The following is a 16983-nucleotide window of genomic DNA, read 5'->3' as shown; positions in this document are numbered from 1 at the left end:
CCCTTGGCCGGGCGGCCGGACCCACCCCAACCACCCCCCTTTTTTTACGAGTTCCACGAGTTCCACGAGTTCTACGAGCAGGAGCCTCGATGACATCCGTATCCACCCCCGCGCACCCCAGCGGCGGCGGCCAGCCGCTGCTGCACCAGAAGGGCGTGGAGACCCAGGCGTTCGGCACGCTCAAGCAGCTTCCGATCGGCCTCGGCCACGACACCCGGCTGTACGCCTGCCAGCGGCTCAACCACATCCTGGCGGACAGTCAGATCCTGTACTCGCTCTACAAGAAGAGCCACTGGCTGATGCGCGGAGCGACCTTCTACTCGCTCCACCTCATGCTGGACAAGCACGCGGAGGACCAGCTCGCCATCGTGGACGCGCTGGCCGAACGCGTCCAGAGCCTCGGCGGCGTCGCCGTCGCGGACCCGCGGCACGTCGCCGAGCTGACGTCCGTTCCGCGTCCGCCGGACGGGGTCGAGGAGGTCCCGGTCATGCTGTCGCGGCTCCTGGACGCGCACGAGCGCATCCTGATCGACACCCGGGACGCCGCCGCCCGGATCGCGGCCGAGGGCGACGAGGGCAGCACCGACCTGCTCGTCTCGCAGGTCATCCGGACCGGCGAGGCGCAGGTGTGGTTCCTCGCCGAGCACCTCGTCGACACCCCGCTGGTGCGCGCCTGATGGAGGACGTGTACGACGTGGTGGTCGTCGGCGGCGGACCCGGCGGCGAGGTCGTCGCCGACCGGATCGTCCGCTCGGGTCTGACCGCCGTGGTCGTCGAGGCCGAATCCGTCGGCGGCGAGTGCTCGTACTGGGCGTGCGTACCCAGCAAGGCCCTGCTGCGGCCCGGCGCGGCCCGGGAGGCGGCGCGATCGGTCGACGGGGCCCGGCAGGCGGTGACCGGGCCGCTCGATCCGGCGGCCGTACTGGCCCGCCGCGACCGGTTCACCGCGCGCGGCGACGACACCGGCCAGGCCGACTGGCTGCGGGGCGCGGGCATCGCGCTCGTCCGCGGCCGGGGCCGGCTCGCCGGGGAGCGGCGGGTGGAGGTCGCCGCGGCCGACGGCACCGTCCGTGCCCTGCGGGCGCGGCACGCGGTCGTCCTCAGCCCCGGCACGGAGGCGGCGCTGCCGCCCGTCGAGGGGCTGGACCGGATCGGCGTCTGGACCAACCGGGAGGCCACCGCGGCCGATGCGGTACCGGCACGGCTCGTCGTCATCGGCGGGGGTGTGGTGGCCTGCGAGACGGCCACCGCGTGGCGCTCGCTCGGCAGCGAGGTCACGGTGCTGGTCCGCGACCGGGCCCTGCTCACCGGCTGGGAGCCGTACGTGGGCGAGGAGGTCGCCCGGGGTCTGGCCGGCCTCGGGGTCACGGTCCGGTTCGGTGTCTCGGCCACCCGGGTCACCCGCGACCCCGCCTCCCGCGCCGTGACCGTGGAGACGGACGACGGTGCCACCCTGGTCTGCGACGAGGTGCTGGCCGCCACCGGCCGCCGGCCGCGCACCGCGGACCTCGGCCTGGAGACGGTCGGCCTGCCGGGCGGGGACTGGCTGCCGGTCGACGACACCTGCCGCGTCACCCCCGCGGGCGGCGGCGACTGGCTGTACGCGGTCGGCGACGCCAACCACCGCGCGCCACTGACCCATATGGCCAAGTACCAGGCCCGCGCCTGCGCCGCGGCGATCGCCGAACGCGCCTCGGGGCGCCCCGCCGCTCCCGGCGGCTGGCAGGCGTGGAGCGCCGACGCCGACCGTGCGGCCGTCCCGCAGGCCGTCTTCACCCAGCCCGAGATCGCCTCGGTCGGGCTCACCGAAGGCGCGGCGCGCGAGGCGGGCATCGCGGTCCGGGCGGTGGAGTACCGCGTCGAGGACGTGGCCGGAGCCGCGCTGCACGCGGACGGCTACCGGGGCCGCGCCAAGCTCGTGGTCGACGAGGCCCGCGGGGTCGTCGTCGGCTGCACCCTGACCGGCCCGCTGGCCACCGAACTCATCCACACGGCCACCGTCGCCGTCGTCGGGGAAGTGCCGCTCACCCGGCTGTGGCACGCCGTGCCCGCGTTCCCCACGGTCAGCGAAGTGTGGCTGCGCCTTCTGGAGACGTACGGCCTGTAGGTCCCCCTCCCCCCACCAACACGCGTACGCGCACGAGGAGTACACCCATGCCCTTCATCAACGTCACCGACGGCGGTTCCGCACCCGTCGGGCTCTATTACGAGGACCACGGCACCGGGCAGCCGGTGGTGCTCATCCACGGCTGGCCGCTGAACGGCGCCTCCTGGGAGAAGCAGACCGCGGCGCTGCTCGCGGCCGGCCACCGCGTCATCACCTACGACCGGCGCGGCTTCGGCCGCTCCGACCAGCCCGCGTACGGCTACGACTACGACACCTTCGCCGCCGACCTCGACGCCGTCCTCACCACCCTCGACCTGCGCGACGCCGTGCTGGTGGGCTTCTCCATGGGCAGCGGCGAAGTGGCCCGCTACCTCGGTACGTACGGCTCCGGGCGCATCGCCAAGGCCGTCATGATCGGCGTCGTCCCGCCCTTCCTGCTCCGGACGGACGACAACCCCGGCGGCGTGGACGGAAGCGTCTTCACGGGCATCGAAGAAGCCATCACCGCCGACCGGTTCGCCTTCATGACCGCCTTCCTCGCCGACTTCTACAACACCGACGTACTCGGCGGCGAGCGCGTCAGCGAGCAGGCGGTCCAGGCGAGTTGGAACGTCGCCGTCGCCGCCTCCGCCAAGGGCACCCTCGACTGCGTCCAAGCCTGGCTCACCGACTTCCGCGCCGACCTGCCGCGCATCGACGTCCCCACGCTGATCATCCACGGCGACGCCGACCGCACCCTGCCCGTCGGGGCCACCGCGATCCCGCTGGCGAAGAGCGTCGCGGGCGCCGAGCTGGTGATCGTGCCGGGCGGGCCGCACGGCCTGATCTGGACGCACGCCGACGAGGTCAACAGCGCCCTGCTCGCCTTCCTCGGCTGAGCACGCACCTTTCCCGAACCACCACGAAGGAACCCGCACATGTCTGCCCCCAAGCGCACCACCGCCCTCGTCGCGGCCACCGCGGCAGCCGCGCTCGTCGGCGCCACGGCCCCCGCCAGCGGCACACCCGCCACCAGCGCCGACCGGCACGGACCCAGACCCACCGTCGTCCTCGTCCACGGCGCCTTCGCCGACGCCTCCAGCTGGAGCGGGACCATCGAGCGGCTGCACCGGGCGGGCTACCCCGTCGTCGCCCCCGCCAACCCGCTGCGCGGCCTGGCCGAGGACGCCGCCTATCTGCGCGGCGTGCTCGCCACCATCGACGGCCCCGTCGTCCTGGTGGGCCACTCCTACGGCGGCGCCGTCATCAGCGGCGCCGCCGCGGGCAACAGCCGGGTGAAGGCGCTCGTCTACATCGCGGCGTTCACCCCGGACAAGGGGGAGAGCGCGGGCGAGCTGGCGGGGAAGTTCCCCGGCTCCACCCTCGGTGCGGCCGTCAACCAGCTCCCGTACCCGCTGCCCGGCGGCGGCACCGGCACCGAGCTCGTCATCGACCAGGCCAAGTACCACAGCCAGTTCGCCGCCGACGTGCCCGCCGCGCGGGCCGCGGTCCTGGCCGCCTCCCAGCGGCCCGTCGCCACCGCCGCCCTGGACGAGAAGGCCCGGGACGCCGCGTGGAAGACCATCCCCTCCTGGGCCCTGGTCGCCACCGCCGACAAGAACATCCCGCCGGCCGCCGAGCGCTGGATGGCGCGCCGCGCCGGGTCCAGCGTCACCGAGGTCAACGCCTCGCACGCGGTGGCCGTCTCCCGCCCGGGCGTCGTCACCGACGTCATCCTGGCCGCCGCGCGCGCCACCCGCTGAACATCCCCAGCGCGTACATCCCCCGCACATCCCCGTACGTCCCCGTGAAGGAGCATCCCGCCATGTCCGACCGCCCCGTACTCGAGCCCGCCGCCCAGGCTTTCGCCGACGCCACCGCTCAGCCGCCGTACCTCTACCAGATCCCCGTCGCCGAGGGCCGCGCGGCCGTGGACGGCGTCCAGAGCGGCGAGGGCGTCTCCTTCCCCGCCGTCGACGAGGAGTGGATCACCGTGCAGGGCGGTCCCACCGGGGACGTCCGCGTCCGGATCGTCCGTCCCCGGGGTCTGACCGGCACGCTGCCCGTCGTGCTCTACATCCACGGCGCCGGCTGGGTCTTCGGCAACGCGCACACCCACGACCGGCTGGTCCGTGAACTGGCCGTGGGCGCGGGCGCGGCGGTGGTCTTCCCCGAGTACGACCTGTCGCCCGAGGCCCGCTACCCCGTCGCCATCGAGCAGAACTACACCGTCGCCCAGTGGATCGCCCGCGAGGGACACCACAAGGACCTCGACGGCACCCGGATCGCCGTCGCGGGCGACTCGGTCGGCGGCAACATGAGCGCCGCGCTCACCCTCATGGCCAAGCAGCGCGGCGATGTGGAGCTGCGCCAGCAGGTGCTCTTCTACCCGGTCACCGACGCCTCCTTCGACACCGGGTCCTACCGGCTCTTCGCGACCGGCTACTTCCTGCGGCGCGAGGCCATGGAGTGGTTCTGGGACCAGTACACGACCGACGCGGCCGAGCGCGCCCAGATCACCGCCTCCCCGCTGCGCGCCTCCCTCGACCAGCTCACCGGTCTGCCGCCCGCCCTGGTCATCACCGCGGAGGCCGACGTCCTGCGCGACGAGGGCGAGGCGTACGCCGCCCGGCTCCGCGCCGCCGGGGTGCCGGTGACCGCGCTGCGCGTCCAGGGCACCATCCACGACTTCGTGATGCTGAACCCGCTGCGCGGGACGCGGGCCGCCGAGCTCGCCATCGGCCTCGCGGCCGAGACCCTGCGCACGGCCCTGGCATGACGGGGACCACCGGACCGACGAGCATGCCGGTGGGCGGTGTGGTGCCCGCCCGGCACCTGGAGGACACCCCCGCCGACCTGCTCGTCCGCAACGCCAAGGTGTTCACCGGCGACCCCCGCCGCCCCTCGGCCCGCGCCGTCGCGATCCGCGACGGCCGGGTCGTGGCCCTCGGCGACGACCACGACCTGGCGCCCCTGGTGGGCCCGGCGACGAAGGTCGTCGACGCGCTCGGCCGCCGGGTCGTGCCCGGCCTCAACGACTCGCATCTGCACGTCATCCGGGGCGGTCTGAACTACGTCCTGGAGCTGCGCTGGGACGGGGTGCGCAGCCTGCGCCAGGCCCTGGCGATGCTGCGCGAGCAGGCCGCCCGCACCCCCAAGGGGCAGTGGATCCGGGTGGTCGGCGGCTGGAGCGCCGAGCAGTTCGCCGAACGCCGGCTGCCCACGGTGGCCGAGCTCAACGCCGCCGCGCCCGACACCCCGGTCTTCGTGCTGCACCTCTACCAGGCGGCCCTGATGAACCGGGCCGCCGTCCAGGCCGCCGGGTTCAGCCGGGAGACCCCCGATCCGCGCGGCGGGCAGATCGTCCGGGGCAGGGACGGCGAACCGACCGGAGTGCTCCTCGCCGCGCCGAGCGCCCTGATCCTTTACTCCACGCTCGCCAAGGCCCCCACCCTGGACGCCGCCGACAAGCGGACCTCGACACGGCACTTCCTGCGCGAGCTCAACCGCTTCGGACTGACCTCGGCGGTCGACGCCGCCGGGGGCTTCCAGAACTTCCCCGACGACTACGCCACGGTCATCGACCTGGCCCGCTCGGGCGAGCTGTCGCTGCGGATCGCCTACCACCTGTTCCCGCAGACCGCCGGACAGGAGCTGGCCGACCTCAGGCGCTGGACCGAGACGGTGAAGCCCGGCGACGGGGACGAGTGGCTGCGCCTCAACGGCGCCGGGGAGAACCTCACCTGGGCCGCCGCCGACTTCGAGAACTTCTCCGAGCCCCGGCCCGAACTGGCCTCGGACTACGAGACGGAGTTCGAGCAGGCCGTCCGGCTGCTGCTGGAGAACGGCTGGGGATTCCGGCTCCACGCCACCTACGACGAGACGATCCGCCGCGATCTGGCCGTCTTCGAGAAGCTCGCCGCCGAGGGGCTCTTCCCCGGCGGCAACCGCTGGCTCTTCGACCACGCCGAGACCGTCTCGCCGCGCAGCCTGGAGCGGATCGCGGCCCTCGGTGGCGCCGTGTCCGTACAGAACCGGATGTCCTTCCAGGGCGCCGCGTTCCTCGACCGGTACGGGGCCGAGGCCACGGCCCACACCCCGCCGGTCCGGGCCATGCTCGACCGGGGCCTGACCGTGGCCGCGGGCACCGACGCCACCCGGGTGTCCTCGTACAACCCGTGGGTGTCGCTGCACTGGCTGGTCACCGGCCGTACGGTCGGCGGCACCGCGCTCCACCCGGCCGCGAACCTGATCGACCGGGAGACCGCGCTCGGCCTCTACACCCGCGGCGGGGCACGGCTCACCGGCGAGCAGGACGTCAAGGGCATCCTGCGCGAGGGCTACTACGGCGACCTGGCGGTCCTCTCGGACGACTACTTCACCGTGCCCGAGGCCGCCATCCCCGGCATCGAGTCCGTGCTCACGGTCGTCGGCGGACGGATCGTCCACGCGGGCGCGGAGTACGAGGGCCTCGACGAGGCCGTCCCGCCGGTCAGCCCCCTGTGGAGCCCCGTGGCGCACTTCGGCGGATACCAGTCCGGCGGGGCCCGCCAGGCCGCCCATATGGCCGAGGCGGTCGCCGAGTCCGAGCAGCACCGGCTGTGGCGCGTCGCGCGGGGCTCCGGCCCCGAGGCGTCCGCGCCGCCCTTCCACGACCCCTGCTTCGCGCACTGAACGAGGAAACGCACCCGATGAGTACAGTCCCCGCCGGCGCCGACAGCGCCGACGACGAGCCGGGCGGCGGGCCGGACACCCCCGCCGGACGCCGCCACGAACCGGATCTGCGGTCGATGACGCGGATCACCCTGCGGCCCATCGCCTCCCCGATGCCGCTGGGCTTCTTCACCGTCGCCATCGCCTCCGTGATGACGGGCTGCCTCCAGCTGGGGGTCTTCGAGGCCGCCGACCGCCGTGCCGTCGCCCTGTGCGTGCTGCCCGCCTTCGCCCTCCAACTCCTCGTCAGCGTACTGGCGTTCCAGGCCCGGGACGTGATCGCGGCGACGCTCATGGGCACCTTCGCCGGCAGCTGGCTGGCGTACTCCCTGGTCATGGGCGTCGGCGCGGAGGGAGGGCCGCGGGTGCTCGCGGTGTTCAACCTGGCGTTCCTGTGCTTCGGGGCGCTGATGACCGCCGTGACCGGGCCCAAGCGCGCCCTGTGGGCCGTCCTGGTGGTCTCGCTGCCCCGCTGGGCGGTCACCGGCCTCGCGGGGCTGACCGGAACCGAATGGCTCACCCGGACCGCGGGAGCCCTCGGGCTCCTGGTGGCGCTGACCGCGGCCTACGCGGCCTACGCCCTGATGCTGGAGGACATGCGCAGCGAGGAGGTCCTGCCCATCGGGCGCAGCGGACCCGCCCACCACGCCGTCGAGGGCGACCTCGCGGTGCAGTTGCGCAACCTCGAACGCCACGCGGGTGTGCGCCGCACCCTGTGAACCGCGGCGGCCGTCCGCGGTGCGATCCAGCGGCTCTCCCCACCGACCGAACCACCATCGAAGGAGCCCCACCATGTCCCAGCCCGCCGACCCGACCGTCGTCCTGGTCCACGGCGCTTTCGCCGACGCCTCCAGCTTCGCCCGACTGATCCCCGAACTGACCGCCGCGGGCCTGCGCGTGGTGGCGCCGGCCGTGCCCAACCGCAGTCTGGTGGGTGACGCGGCCTACATCGCGTCGGTGGTGCGCTCCATCCCCGGGCCCGTGGTCCTGGTGGGCCACTCCTACGGCGGCGCGGTCATCACCGTCGCCGGGCTGGAGGACAACGTCCGGGCGCTGGTCTACCTGGCCGGATACGCGCTGGAGAAGGGCGAGAGCCTCGGGGAGCTCCAGGGCCGCTTCCCCGACTCCCCCCTCTCCGACGCCCTCGTCTACACCCCGTTCCCGCTGGAGGGCACGGAGGAGACCGGCACGGATGTCTCGGTGGAGGTGGAGAAGTTCCCGGCGATCTTCGCCGCGGATGTCGAGCCCGAGCTGGCCGCCGTCCTGGCCGTCTCCCAACGGCCCCTCGCGGCGCGGGCGTTCGGTGAGGCGGCGCCGGTCGCCGCATGGCGTACGAAGCCGTCCTGGGGCCTGGTCGCCACCTCGGACCGGACCATCAACCCGGATGTCGAGCGCTTCGGTTACGAGCGGGCGGGGATGAGCGTCGTCGAGGTCGACTCCTCGCACCTGGTGATGCTGGCCCACCCGCGGCGGGTCGCCGCGCTGATCCGGGAGGCGGTGGCCGGGTCCGCCACCGGCTGACCCGCCCCGGCGCTGCCGCCCCCTCCCCCGTGGAGCCGGGCGGCAGCGGTGTCTCACACCAGCCGGCTGTCGGTCTGCCACTCACGGGGCGACATCCCGTACGCGGCACGGAAGGCGCGGCTGAAGTGGGAGGGGTTCACAAAGCCCCAGCGGTGGGCCACGGCGGAGACGGCCGGTGCCGGTCCGGCGGGGCGGGACAGCTCCCGGCGGCACCGCTCCAGCCGCTCGCGGTGGATCCAGCGGCCCACCGTGGTCGCCTCCGGCTCGAAGAGCTTGTGCAGATAGCGGACCGACATCCGGTTCGCCGCCGCGATGCGCTCCGGGGAGAGATCGGGGTCGGCGAGGTGGCGCAGGATGTACGCCTTGACGCGGACCAGCATCGCCCGGGCCGCCTCCGAGGCGCACGGGTTCAGCCGGCCCTGCCGCTCGCGCACCAGTACCGCCAGCAGATCGGTGGCCGTCATGGCGAGCTGCCGGCCCGTGTACGGGTCGAACCCGGAGGCGCGTTCGGCGAGCCGCTCCAGATATCCGGCGACCAGTCCGGAGGTGCCGGTACAGCCGCTGAAGACGGTGCCGGTGATCGTGCGCAGATCGTCCTCCGAGACGCCGAGCCGTTCCTTGGGCACCCGGAAGGCGGTGAAGCGGAAGTCCTCGGGCTGCTCGCGGCGGTAGGGGCGGCCGGCGTCGCAGAAGGTGAAGGTGCCGGGCGCCGCCAGGGCCTCGCGGCCGTCCTGGGTGAGCCTGGCGGTGCCCCGGTGCTGGAGGGTGACGGTCACGTACTCGGCGCCGCCCCGCGATATCAGCGCTTTGTGGCGCCATACGGTCTGCGGTCCCGCCTCGACGGCCGAGATCTGCAACGGGCCCAGGCACTCGGTGCTGATCTCCCCGACCGCGGGCTCCCGTTGGTGCAGCACGACGTCCAGCGGGACGAACGTGTCGGAGACCGCGCTGTGCCAGTAGTCCGCCCGTTCGGAGGGCGGGAGCGGCGACGTGGACACTAGGACCGGCATCATGACTCCTCGTCATGGTTGTGCGAAGACGCCCCTGTCGGGAGCGGGCCACACCAGTCTCCGGTCGTGCGCCGCCGGTGCCATCAGTCAACCGACTGGCCTGGCGACCGGCCCCCCGTCACCTCAGCCGGTCGCGCAGGAACGAGCTGCCCAGCCGGATCGCCGCCAGCGTGGGGGCGCTTGCCCGCAGCGCGGTGAGCGAGACGAAGTCGTGGACCGTTCCCCGGAACCGGACGGAGCTGGCGGCGACGCCCGCCTCGCGCAGCTTCTCCGCGTACTCCTCGGCCTCGTCCCGTGCCACGTCGGCCTCGGCGGTGACCACCAGCGCGGGCGGCAGCCCCGCAAGCCGGTCCCGGCTCGCCCGCAGCGGCGACGCGGTGGGCTCCTCCCGCTGCCGGGGGTCGAGCGCGTACTCGCGCCAGTAGGAGCGCAGGGCCTGCCGGGTGAGCAGATAGCCCGTGGCGAAACGCCGCTGGGACGGGCTGGCGCAGCGGGCGTCGGTGAGCGGGTAGTACAGCAGCTGGGCGCGGATCGCCGGGCCGCCGCGCTCCTTCGCCAGCAGCGTCAGGGCGGTGGCCAGGGTGGCGCCCGCGCAGTCGCCGGCGACCGCCACCCGGTCCGCGTCGAGTCCCAGCCCGCCGGCGTGCGCGGCGACCCAGGCGAGCAGGGCGTAGCACTCCTCCAGGGCGAGCGGATAGCGGGCCTCGGGCGTGCGGCTGTACTCGGGAACGACGGCGGCCACGCCCGCCCCGCGCACCAGCTCGCTGACGAGGCGCGCATGGGTCTGGGCGTCGCCCAGCATCCAGCGGCCCCCGTGCACGTACAGCACGGCGGGTGCGGTGTCCGTGAGGCCGGGCGGGCGCAGCAGCCAGAAGCCGACCAGACCGGTGGGCCCGACGGGCGCCGCGTGGAAGGTGGCGTCGACACCGAAGTCGTCGATCCTGGCGGCCTGGGACTCGCTCAGCGCCCGGCGGGCGGTCTCGGGCGGGAGGTCGTGCAGATGGGGCGGCGTGGTCGAGGCGTCGACGAGCCGTCGTACGTGCGGATCGAGGACGACGGGCGACGGCGGCTCGGCGGATGCCTCCCCGTCGGGGTCCGGCTGCATTCGGTCCGCCTCTCGCTCGGGCCCCTCTGGTGCTGGTACGTCGCACGTCAGCTGTCGTGCAGAAGGTCCCGGAGCTGGTGACGGCTGCTGATGCCGAGCTTGGGATAGACGTTGTAGAGGTGCGACCCCACGGTACGCGGTGACAGGAAGAGCCGGTCGCCGATCTCCCGGTTGGACAGGCCGTAGGCGGCCAGGCGCGCGATCTGGCGCTGCTGGGCCGTCAGCTCGCCCAGCCGGTCGGACGCCGCCGCCGCGGGCGCCTCGGCCACTCCGGTCGCGCGCAGTTCACCGCGGGCGGAGTCGGCGAGACCGCGCGCGCCGATCCGGGCCGCGATCTCGAGGACGGCGGTCAGCTGGGCGCGGGCCTCGCGGGGCCGTCTGCGCCGGCGCAGCCAGATCGCGTAGTGCAGCCGGGCCCGGGCCCGCTCCAGCGGCCAGGTGTCGCCCTCGGGGTTGACCAGGGCGAGGCGGAAGTGGTCCTCGGGGTCGGAGGTCTCGTCCACGAGCGCGGCGGCGTGGTGCATCAGCAGCGTCATCCGGGTCGTCGGCCGCTCGCCCTGGCGGGCCCGTACCGCGGCGAGGACGCGGGCCGCCTCCTCCTTGCGGTCGGCGCGCTGGGCCGCGGCGGCCAGTTCGCTGATGGAGCGCGGGGACAGGAAGGGGGCGAGGGGGGAGCCGTCCTCGGCGAACAGGGCCCGCAGATGGCGGTATGCGCGGTCGGCGTCCCCCGAGGCGAGGGCGGCGAGCCCGCACGCGCGCAGCATCCTGGCCCGGGTGGCGCCGTTCTCGCCCAGGTTGACGGAGCGCCAGTGGGGGCCGGTGAAGGGGAGCTCGGGGACGCTGTCGCCGCGCAGCGCGCGCAGGGTGACGTCCAGGGCCTCCAGGTCCATGTCGATACGGGGCAGCCGGTGCACGGCCGCCTCGGTGCGGCCCTGCGCGATCAGTGCTGCGGCCTCGTCCCACCGGGCCATCGAGATCAGGGCGTCCACCTGGGCGGGGAGCGTCCACACCGGCGAGCCGCACGGGCCCCGCACCCCGTGCGGGGTGCTCGCCCGCCGGTACATCTCGGCGCACAGCTCCGAGTCGTCGGTGTAGTACGCGGCGGCGGCCCCGGCCAGCAGCCGGGCGAGCGGGCCGACGCCGTCGACGGGCCCGGTGAACGGGTCGGCCGTGCGGCGGGCCACGGCGTCGGCGGGCACCTCCGGGTCGAGGGCGAGGCCCACCGTCAGATAGGTCTCCAGGGCGGTGAGGATTTCCGGTGCGGCGAGCTCGGGGAACACGTCGCGGTCCGCGGTCGCGGACCGTTCGCCGCGCTCGTCGCGGGACGCCACGCGGCGGGCGTGGTCGAGCAGGTGCGGCAGCTCACGGCGGTGTTCGGGCAGCCCCGACTGGTGGGCGATCGCGGCGGCGAGCGCGGTGAGCGCGAAGGCCGTCGTGGCCGTGCGCGGGGGCGAACCGCGCCACACGTCGAGGAGGAGGCCGAACGCCTCGCGCTGGAAGGAGAGCAGGGTCAGCGCGCCCGCCATGGAACACGCCGCCGCACAGCGCAGCTCCGGGTCGCGGTTGACCCGGGTGAACTCGGCGTACAGCTCGCGGACCCACTCGGGGTCCCCGAGGTCGCCGGCGGTCGCCATGGCCGCGGCGAGCCGGCGGGCCCGGTCCTCGTCGGTGGCGCTCAGCAGTGCGGCCTGCTCCAGGGCCGTAGCCGCCTCGAACCGGTCGGCCGTCTGCCCGGCGGCGTCCTCCAGGGCGGCGGCGACCGTCTCATCCGGTCCGATCGCCGCCGCGGCCAGGTGCCGGGCCCGCCGTGCCGGGAGCTGCCCGGGCGCCGCGGCCAGGTCGCGGTGGGCGTCCTGCCGGGCCCGGGCGCTGTGCCGGTGGTAGGCGGCCGTACGTGCCAGCGGGTCGCCGAAGACGAGGCGGCCCCCGGCGACGGCGATCAGCCCGGCCTCCTCGGCCGGGGTCCACAGGCCGAGGTCCTCGCTGCCCAGGGCGGCCATCACCACGGGGAGTTCCTCCTGCGGCAGGGCGGTCGCGGCGTACAGCAGGGCGTGCCGGGTCCGCCGCGGCAGGGCGTCCAGCCGGGCGGCGAACAGCTGCTGGATGCGGGCGGTGCGGCCGGCGGTGCCCGTGGGCCGCAGGGCCCGGCTCAGTTCCACCAGCGCCAGCGGATTGCCCTCCGCCTGCCGCAGCACCTCCAGACGCGGTCTGCCCACGGGCGCGTCGGGCCGGGCCTCCAGGAGTTCGGCCGCGGCGCGCGGGGAGAGCGGGCCGAGCGGCAGGACGGGCAGGTCCACCGGGGTCCCCGCCGGGGGGACCTCACCGGTGGCGGTGAACAGCAGGGTCACGGCCCGGTCCATGAGCCGGCGCCGCAGACGGAAGAGGACGTCGAGGGAGTCGGGGTCGCACTCCTCGGCGTCGTCCACGGCCAGCAGCACCGGCCCCATTCCGCTCAGCAGCGCCGGTACGAGAGCACACAGCGCGGGCGGCTCCTGCGGCCCGGAAACGGCAGGCGGGCCGTCCGCCCCGTCGAGTACGGGCCCGAGCAGCCGGTGCAGCGAGGCGTACGGCCGTGGTTCCTGGGTGCCCCAGCCCCGTACCGACAGGACGCGCAGGCCGAGGGCGGCGGCCGACTCCTCGGCGAACCGGAGCAGACGGGTCTTGCCGGTGCCAGGGGCTCCGAGCAGGAGCAGGGACCGCGAGGGGCCGGTACGTACGTCCAGGGCCGCCAGGATGCGTTCGGCCTCCGCCTCGCGGCCGACCGGCATCGCCGTCCCCACCTGTGCGTCCCGCACTCCGGCCACCGGCACCACTCCGAACTCCTCGTACGGGGGCCCATCCTTCCCGCCCCTGCCGGAAGGCTGCCAGCCGGGTGGCCGTTCCGCTTCTGTCATGTGACCAGTCGTCCCGGACGCGGGCCTGGCAGGATGGCGGCAACGCTGTGAACAGGCACTTCGCTGCCGTCCTGGTAACTGGGGGTACCGGGGCGGCCGTGGCCGGGCAAGGGAGACTATGGACGTCGGCGCCGCAGAGGCAGGGACGCGGGACATCCGGGGCAGGGCGCGCGAGCTGGAGTGGATCGGCCGGCTGGTCGAGGCCGCCGGCGGCGAGGGGCCGAAGGTGCTCGTGCTGACGGGCGAGCCCGGCGCGGGCAAGAGCACGCTGCTGGACCGTGCGGCGGCCGAGGCCGTGGCCCGTGGCCGGCGGGTGCTGCGGGTCCGGGGCAGCGAGGGCGAGCAGGGCCTCGGCTTCGCGGGGGTGCACCAGTTGCTGCGCCCGGCGCTGCGCGACATCGACCGGCTGCCCGCCCGTCAGCGCGACGCCCTGCGCGAGGCGTTCGGCACCGGGGGGAGCGACGGGTCGCAGACGCCGGACCCGCTGATGATCAGGGCCGGTGTGCTGACCCTGCTCTCGGAGGCGGCGACCGAGCGCCCGCTGCTCATCGTCGTCGACGACGCCCAGTGGCTCGACGTGGGCTCGCTGGACGTCCTCGCCTTCGTCGCCCGGCGCCTGGAGGGCGAGCGCATCGCGCTGCTGCTCGCCGCCCGGGACGAGACGGTTCCGGCGCGTTTCGACCGGGACTTCCCCCATCTGACGACGGGTCCGCTGGACCGGGCGGCGGCCGGGCTCCTCCTCGACGAGCAGCCGCAGCCGCCGCGCGGCAAGGCCCGCGCCCAGATACTGGAGCAGGCGGCGGGCAACCCGCTGGCCCTCATCGAGCTCGCGCGCGCCCGCGCGAAGGAGCCCGGCGGACACGGGGGCGGCCCGGTCGACCCGCTGCCCCTCACCGCCCGTCTGGAGCGGCTGTTCGCGGCGGATCTGCCCGGTCTGCCGCCGGAGACCCGGCGGGCCCTGCTGCTGGCGGCGGCGGCCGGGACGGACCGGATCTCCGACGTGCTGCACGCGGCCCCCTGCCTGGACGACCCGGAGGTCTGGCGGCCCGCCGAACGGGCCGGGCTGGTACGTGTGGAGATCCGGGGCGAGGGCATGCACGTCCGGCTGCGCCATCCGCTGGTGCGCGTCGCGGTCTACCAGTCCGCCTCCTTCGCCGACCGGCAGGAAGCCCATCTGGCGCTCGCCGCCGCACTCGCCTACGAACCCGACCGCCGGGCCTGGCACCTGGCGGCGGCCTCGGTCGGCCCCGACGAGGAGATCGCCGCCGCGCTGGCGGAGAGCGCCGAGCGCTACCGCCGGCGCGGCGGGTACGCGGCGGCGGCCACCGCGCTGGAGCGGGCGGCGGAGCTCACCCCGGACCCGGAGCGCCGGGCGCAGCACCTGCTGGCCGCCGCGACCTCCGCCATGTACGCGGGGCATCCGCAGTGGGTCGGTGAGATCGCGGCCCGGGTCGCGACCCTGACGGAGGACCCGCGGCTGCTCGCCGAGGCGTCCCTGCGCGCCGGCTGGTCGCTGGCCGTGACGCTGGCGCACGACGACGCACTGCAGTTCCTGCTGCCGGTGGCCGAGTCGATGGCCACCGAGGCGCCCGCCCTGGCCCTGGACGCGCTGAGTACGGCGGCCACTTCCGCGCAGAAGTCCGGCGACCCCTCGCACCTCGCCGCGCTCGAACGCCTCGCGGACCGGATCACGGCGGAGCCGGACAGGAGCGGCAGGCTGTGGATACGCGCGGTCGCCCGCCCCTTCGACGATCGTGAGCGGGCGCTGGAGCGGCTGCACCGGATGGTGGACTCCCGGCGCGACGGCGCGTTCTCCTACCCCGACCTGCTGATGCTGGGCGGCACGGCCTGGATCCTGGACGAGACCGAGCTGGCCGTACAGCTGTTGCGCCGGGCCATGGACCACCACCGCACGGCGGCCCGTGCGGGCACCAACTGCACGGTGGCCCAGGCCCTCGCCGTGGCGCTCTTCGAGAGCGGTGCGTGGACGGCTGCCCGCTCGGCCGCCGAGGAGGCGTTCAGCATGGCCGCGGAGGCGGGGGCGGACAACATCTCGGTGGGGTCGCAGACCCTCGGGGCCGCGCTGCGTGCCGTCCGCGGCGACCACGCGGGGGCGCGGGCGCAGGCCGCGGCGGCGGTGCACGGCGTCGACCTGCGCGGCTCGCGCAGCCTGTACGTCCGGCACTGCCACGCGCTGGGTCTGGCGGCGCTGGCGGAGGGCGACCACAGGACGGCGTACGAACACATCCGACGCGTCTTCACCCGGGACGTCCCCCCGGCCCCGGTGCACCAGCACGCGTCCCTGTACCACCTCGCCGACCTCGCCGCGGCGGCCGTGCGCGCCGACCGGGTGGCGGACGCCCGGGCCGTGCTCGCGGCGGCCGAGGAGGGGCTGCGCTCACCGTGCTCCGCCCGCCTGGCCGCGATCGTGCACCGCGCCCGGGCCCTGCTGAGCGAACCGGACGCCGCCGAGCCGCACTTCCGCGCGGCGCTCGCCGATCCGGCGGGCGCGCGGTGGCCCTTCGAGCACGGGCTCACCCAGCTGGACTTCGGGGAGTGGCTGCGGCGGCGCAGGCGGTCGGCCGAGGCGCGCCCGCTGCTCGGCAGCGCTCTGGAGATCTTCGAACGGCTCGACGCCCGTCCGTGGACCGAGCGCGCCACCGCCGAACTCCGGGCGGCGGGTGTGACCGTGGCGGACTCCGCTGCGCCGGAGGCGGTCGCCGGGCTGACCCCGCAGGAACTCCAGATCGCCCAACTGGCCGCCGAGGGTCTGACCAACCGCGACATCGGGGCCCGGCTCTATCTGTCGCCGCGCACCATCGGTTTCCATTTGCACAAGATCTTTCCGAAGCTGGGCATCACCGGCCGCGCCCAGCTGCGGGATGTCCTCGGTTCTCCCGGCAGACCAACCGGCTCCCGGGCGTGAGGGAATTCGCCGCGAACACCGCTGCAAACACCGCGCAAACACCGCGCAAACACCGCGCAAACACCGCGGCGAATATGCCGGTCACAGCACCGGGGTGAGAAGTATCGGACGCGCGACCCCCCGTCAAGACGCCGTTCCGTTTTCACCTACCCCTACCGCCGAAACAGGCCACATGTCGGCGGGCGGAGAGCTCGTTTTCCCGTCACGGAGGTATACCGGCAGCCACCTCCTCGCCGGTCCAACTCCCTCGGAAAACACCGCAGATCCGGCGGATGCGGGCCGGGTCGGCCGTCCCGTCCGCCCCGGGCACCCGATACCGCACTCCGGTAAGTGATCAACGATTGGCAAGCCCTCGGAAAGCTTGAGCACGAATTACACACATCCCCTCTACATACCGGCTCCCATGGTCTAGATTGTCCGTGCTTCAGCCCCTCGGGCACGAGGCAACCAATAATGATCAATAAGTCCGGCGCACCGGACGGCGAGCAGTCGCGTCCCCGGCGCCAGACGTGGGGGTGATCAATTCCAGGCGCCCCGAGAGGGGCCTCGGGTGTGGGGAGCACCCGGGGTTTCGACGGGTTCCGGAGTTTCTCAAGAGGCCGGCAGGACATACGAGTCCGCTGCCACAGGGTGGGTTTGTCGTTCAATCAGCACTGAACAGCCGGGATGTCATGCGCGGGGGGCGTGGGCCTCCCGAGGAAGACACAGTGCGGGGGGCCCACGCCCCC

At 74.4% G+C, this 16983-nt stretch carries 12 protein-coding genes; 9 read left to right on the top strand and 3 right to left on the bottom strand.

Annotated elements, in window-relative coordinates:
- The first annotated feature begins 89 nt into the window (after window positions 1-89).
- From ACJA3G_RS11545 to ACJA3G_RS11510, 8 genes are all read left to right on the top strand, one after another.
- A complete protein-coding gene (locus ACJA3G_RS11545; RefSeq protein WP_406552831.1) occupies window positions 90-677 on the top strand; it encodes a Dps family protein in 588 nt (195 codons plus the stop codon).
- The gene (locus tag ACJA3G_RS11540; protein WP_406552830.1) at window positions 677-2107 is read left to right on the top strand and encodes a dihydrolipoyl dehydrogenase family protein; all 1431 of its coding nucleotides are present in this window, start codon (window positions 677-679) and stop codon (window positions 2105-2107) included. The genes ACJA3G_RS11545 and ACJA3G_RS11540 overlap by 1 nt, the downstream gene beginning before the upstream one ends.
- A 47-nt stretch (window positions 2108-2154) precedes the next feature.
- On the top strand, window positions 2155-2985 hold the full coding sequence (locus tag ACJA3G_RS11535) for an alpha/beta fold hydrolase (RefSeq protein WP_406552829.1): 831 nt from the start codon (window positions 2155-2157) through the stop codon (window positions 2983-2985).
- A gap of 39 nt (window positions 2986-3024) precedes the next feature.
- Window positions 3025-3849, top strand: a complete 825-nt coding sequence (locus ACJA3G_RS11530) for an alpha/beta fold hydrolase (RefSeq protein ID WP_406552828.1) — start codon at window positions 3025-3027, stop codon at window positions 3847-3849.
- 62 nt (window positions 3850-3911) lie between these two features.
- The gene (locus tag ACJA3G_RS11525; protein ID WP_406552827.1) at window positions 3912-4865 is read left to right on the top strand and encodes an alpha/beta hydrolase; all 954 of its coding nucleotides are present in this window, start codon (window positions 3912-3914) and stop codon (window positions 4863-4865) included.
- Window positions 4862-6760 carry an amidohydrolase gene (locus ACJA3G_RS11520; RefSeq protein ID WP_406552826.1) on the top strand — a complete coding sequence of 633 codons (1899 nt, stop codon included), beginning with the start codon at window positions 4862-4864 and terminating at the stop codon, window positions 6758-6760. Before ACJA3G_RS11525 ends, ACJA3G_RS11520 begins: the two co-directional genes overlap by 4 nt.
- A gap of 17 nt (window positions 6761-6777) precedes the next feature.
- Window positions 6778-7518 carry a GPR1/FUN34/YaaH family transporter gene (locus ACJA3G_RS11515; RefSeq protein WP_406552825.1) on the top strand — a complete coding sequence of 247 codons (741 nt, stop codon included), beginning with the start codon at window positions 6778-6780 and terminating at the stop codon, window positions 7516-7518.
- 73 nt (window positions 7519-7591) lie between these two features.
- Window positions 7592-8320 carry an alpha/beta fold hydrolase gene (locus tag ACJA3G_RS11510; RefSeq protein WP_406552824.1) on the top strand — a complete coding sequence of 243 codons (729 nt, stop codon included), beginning with the start codon at window positions 7592-7594 and terminating at the stop codon, window positions 8318-8320.
- A gap of 53 nt (window positions 8321-8373) precedes the next feature.
- On the opposite strand, the gene ACJA3G_RS11505 is transcribed toward ACJA3G_RS11510, so the two are convergent.
- The 3 genes from ACJA3G_RS11505 to ACJA3G_RS11495 form a co-directional block, all read right to left on the bottom strand.
- Window positions 8374-9333 (bottom strand): helix-turn-helix domain-containing protein, encoded by a 960-nt coding sequence (locus ACJA3G_RS11505; RefSeq protein ID WP_406552823.1) that lies wholly within the window; start codon window positions 9331-9333, stop codon window positions 8374-8376.
- Between the two features lie 115 nt (window positions 9334-9448).
- Window positions 9449-10435 (bottom strand): alpha/beta hydrolase, encoded by a 987-nt coding sequence (locus tag ACJA3G_RS11500; RefSeq protein WP_406552822.1) that lies wholly within the window; start codon window positions 10433-10435, stop codon window positions 9449-9451.
- Window positions 10436-10482: 47 nt separating this feature from the next.
- On the bottom strand, window positions 10483-13329 hold the full coding sequence (locus tag ACJA3G_RS11495; protein WP_406552821.1) for a LuxR C-terminal-related transcriptional regulator: 2847 nt from the start codon (window positions 13327-13329) through the stop codon (window positions 10483-10485).
- A 118-nt stretch (window positions 13330-13447) separates the two neighbouring features.
- Between ACJA3G_RS11495 and ACJA3G_RS11490 the strand changes: the two genes are divergently transcribed.
- A complete protein-coding gene (locus ACJA3G_RS11490) occupies window positions 13448-16255 on the top strand; it encodes an ATP-binding protein (protein WP_406552820.1) in 2808 nt (935 codons plus the stop codon).
- The last annotated feature ends 728 nt before the right edge of the window (window positions 16256-16983 follow it).

This window comes from Streptomyces sp. YS-3, assembly GCF_045257485.1.
Classification (GTDB): Bacteria; Actinomycetota; Actinomycetes; order Streptomycetales; family Streptomycetaceae; genus Streptomyces.
This window is presented reverse-complemented; position numbering and strand designations above follow the sequence as displayed.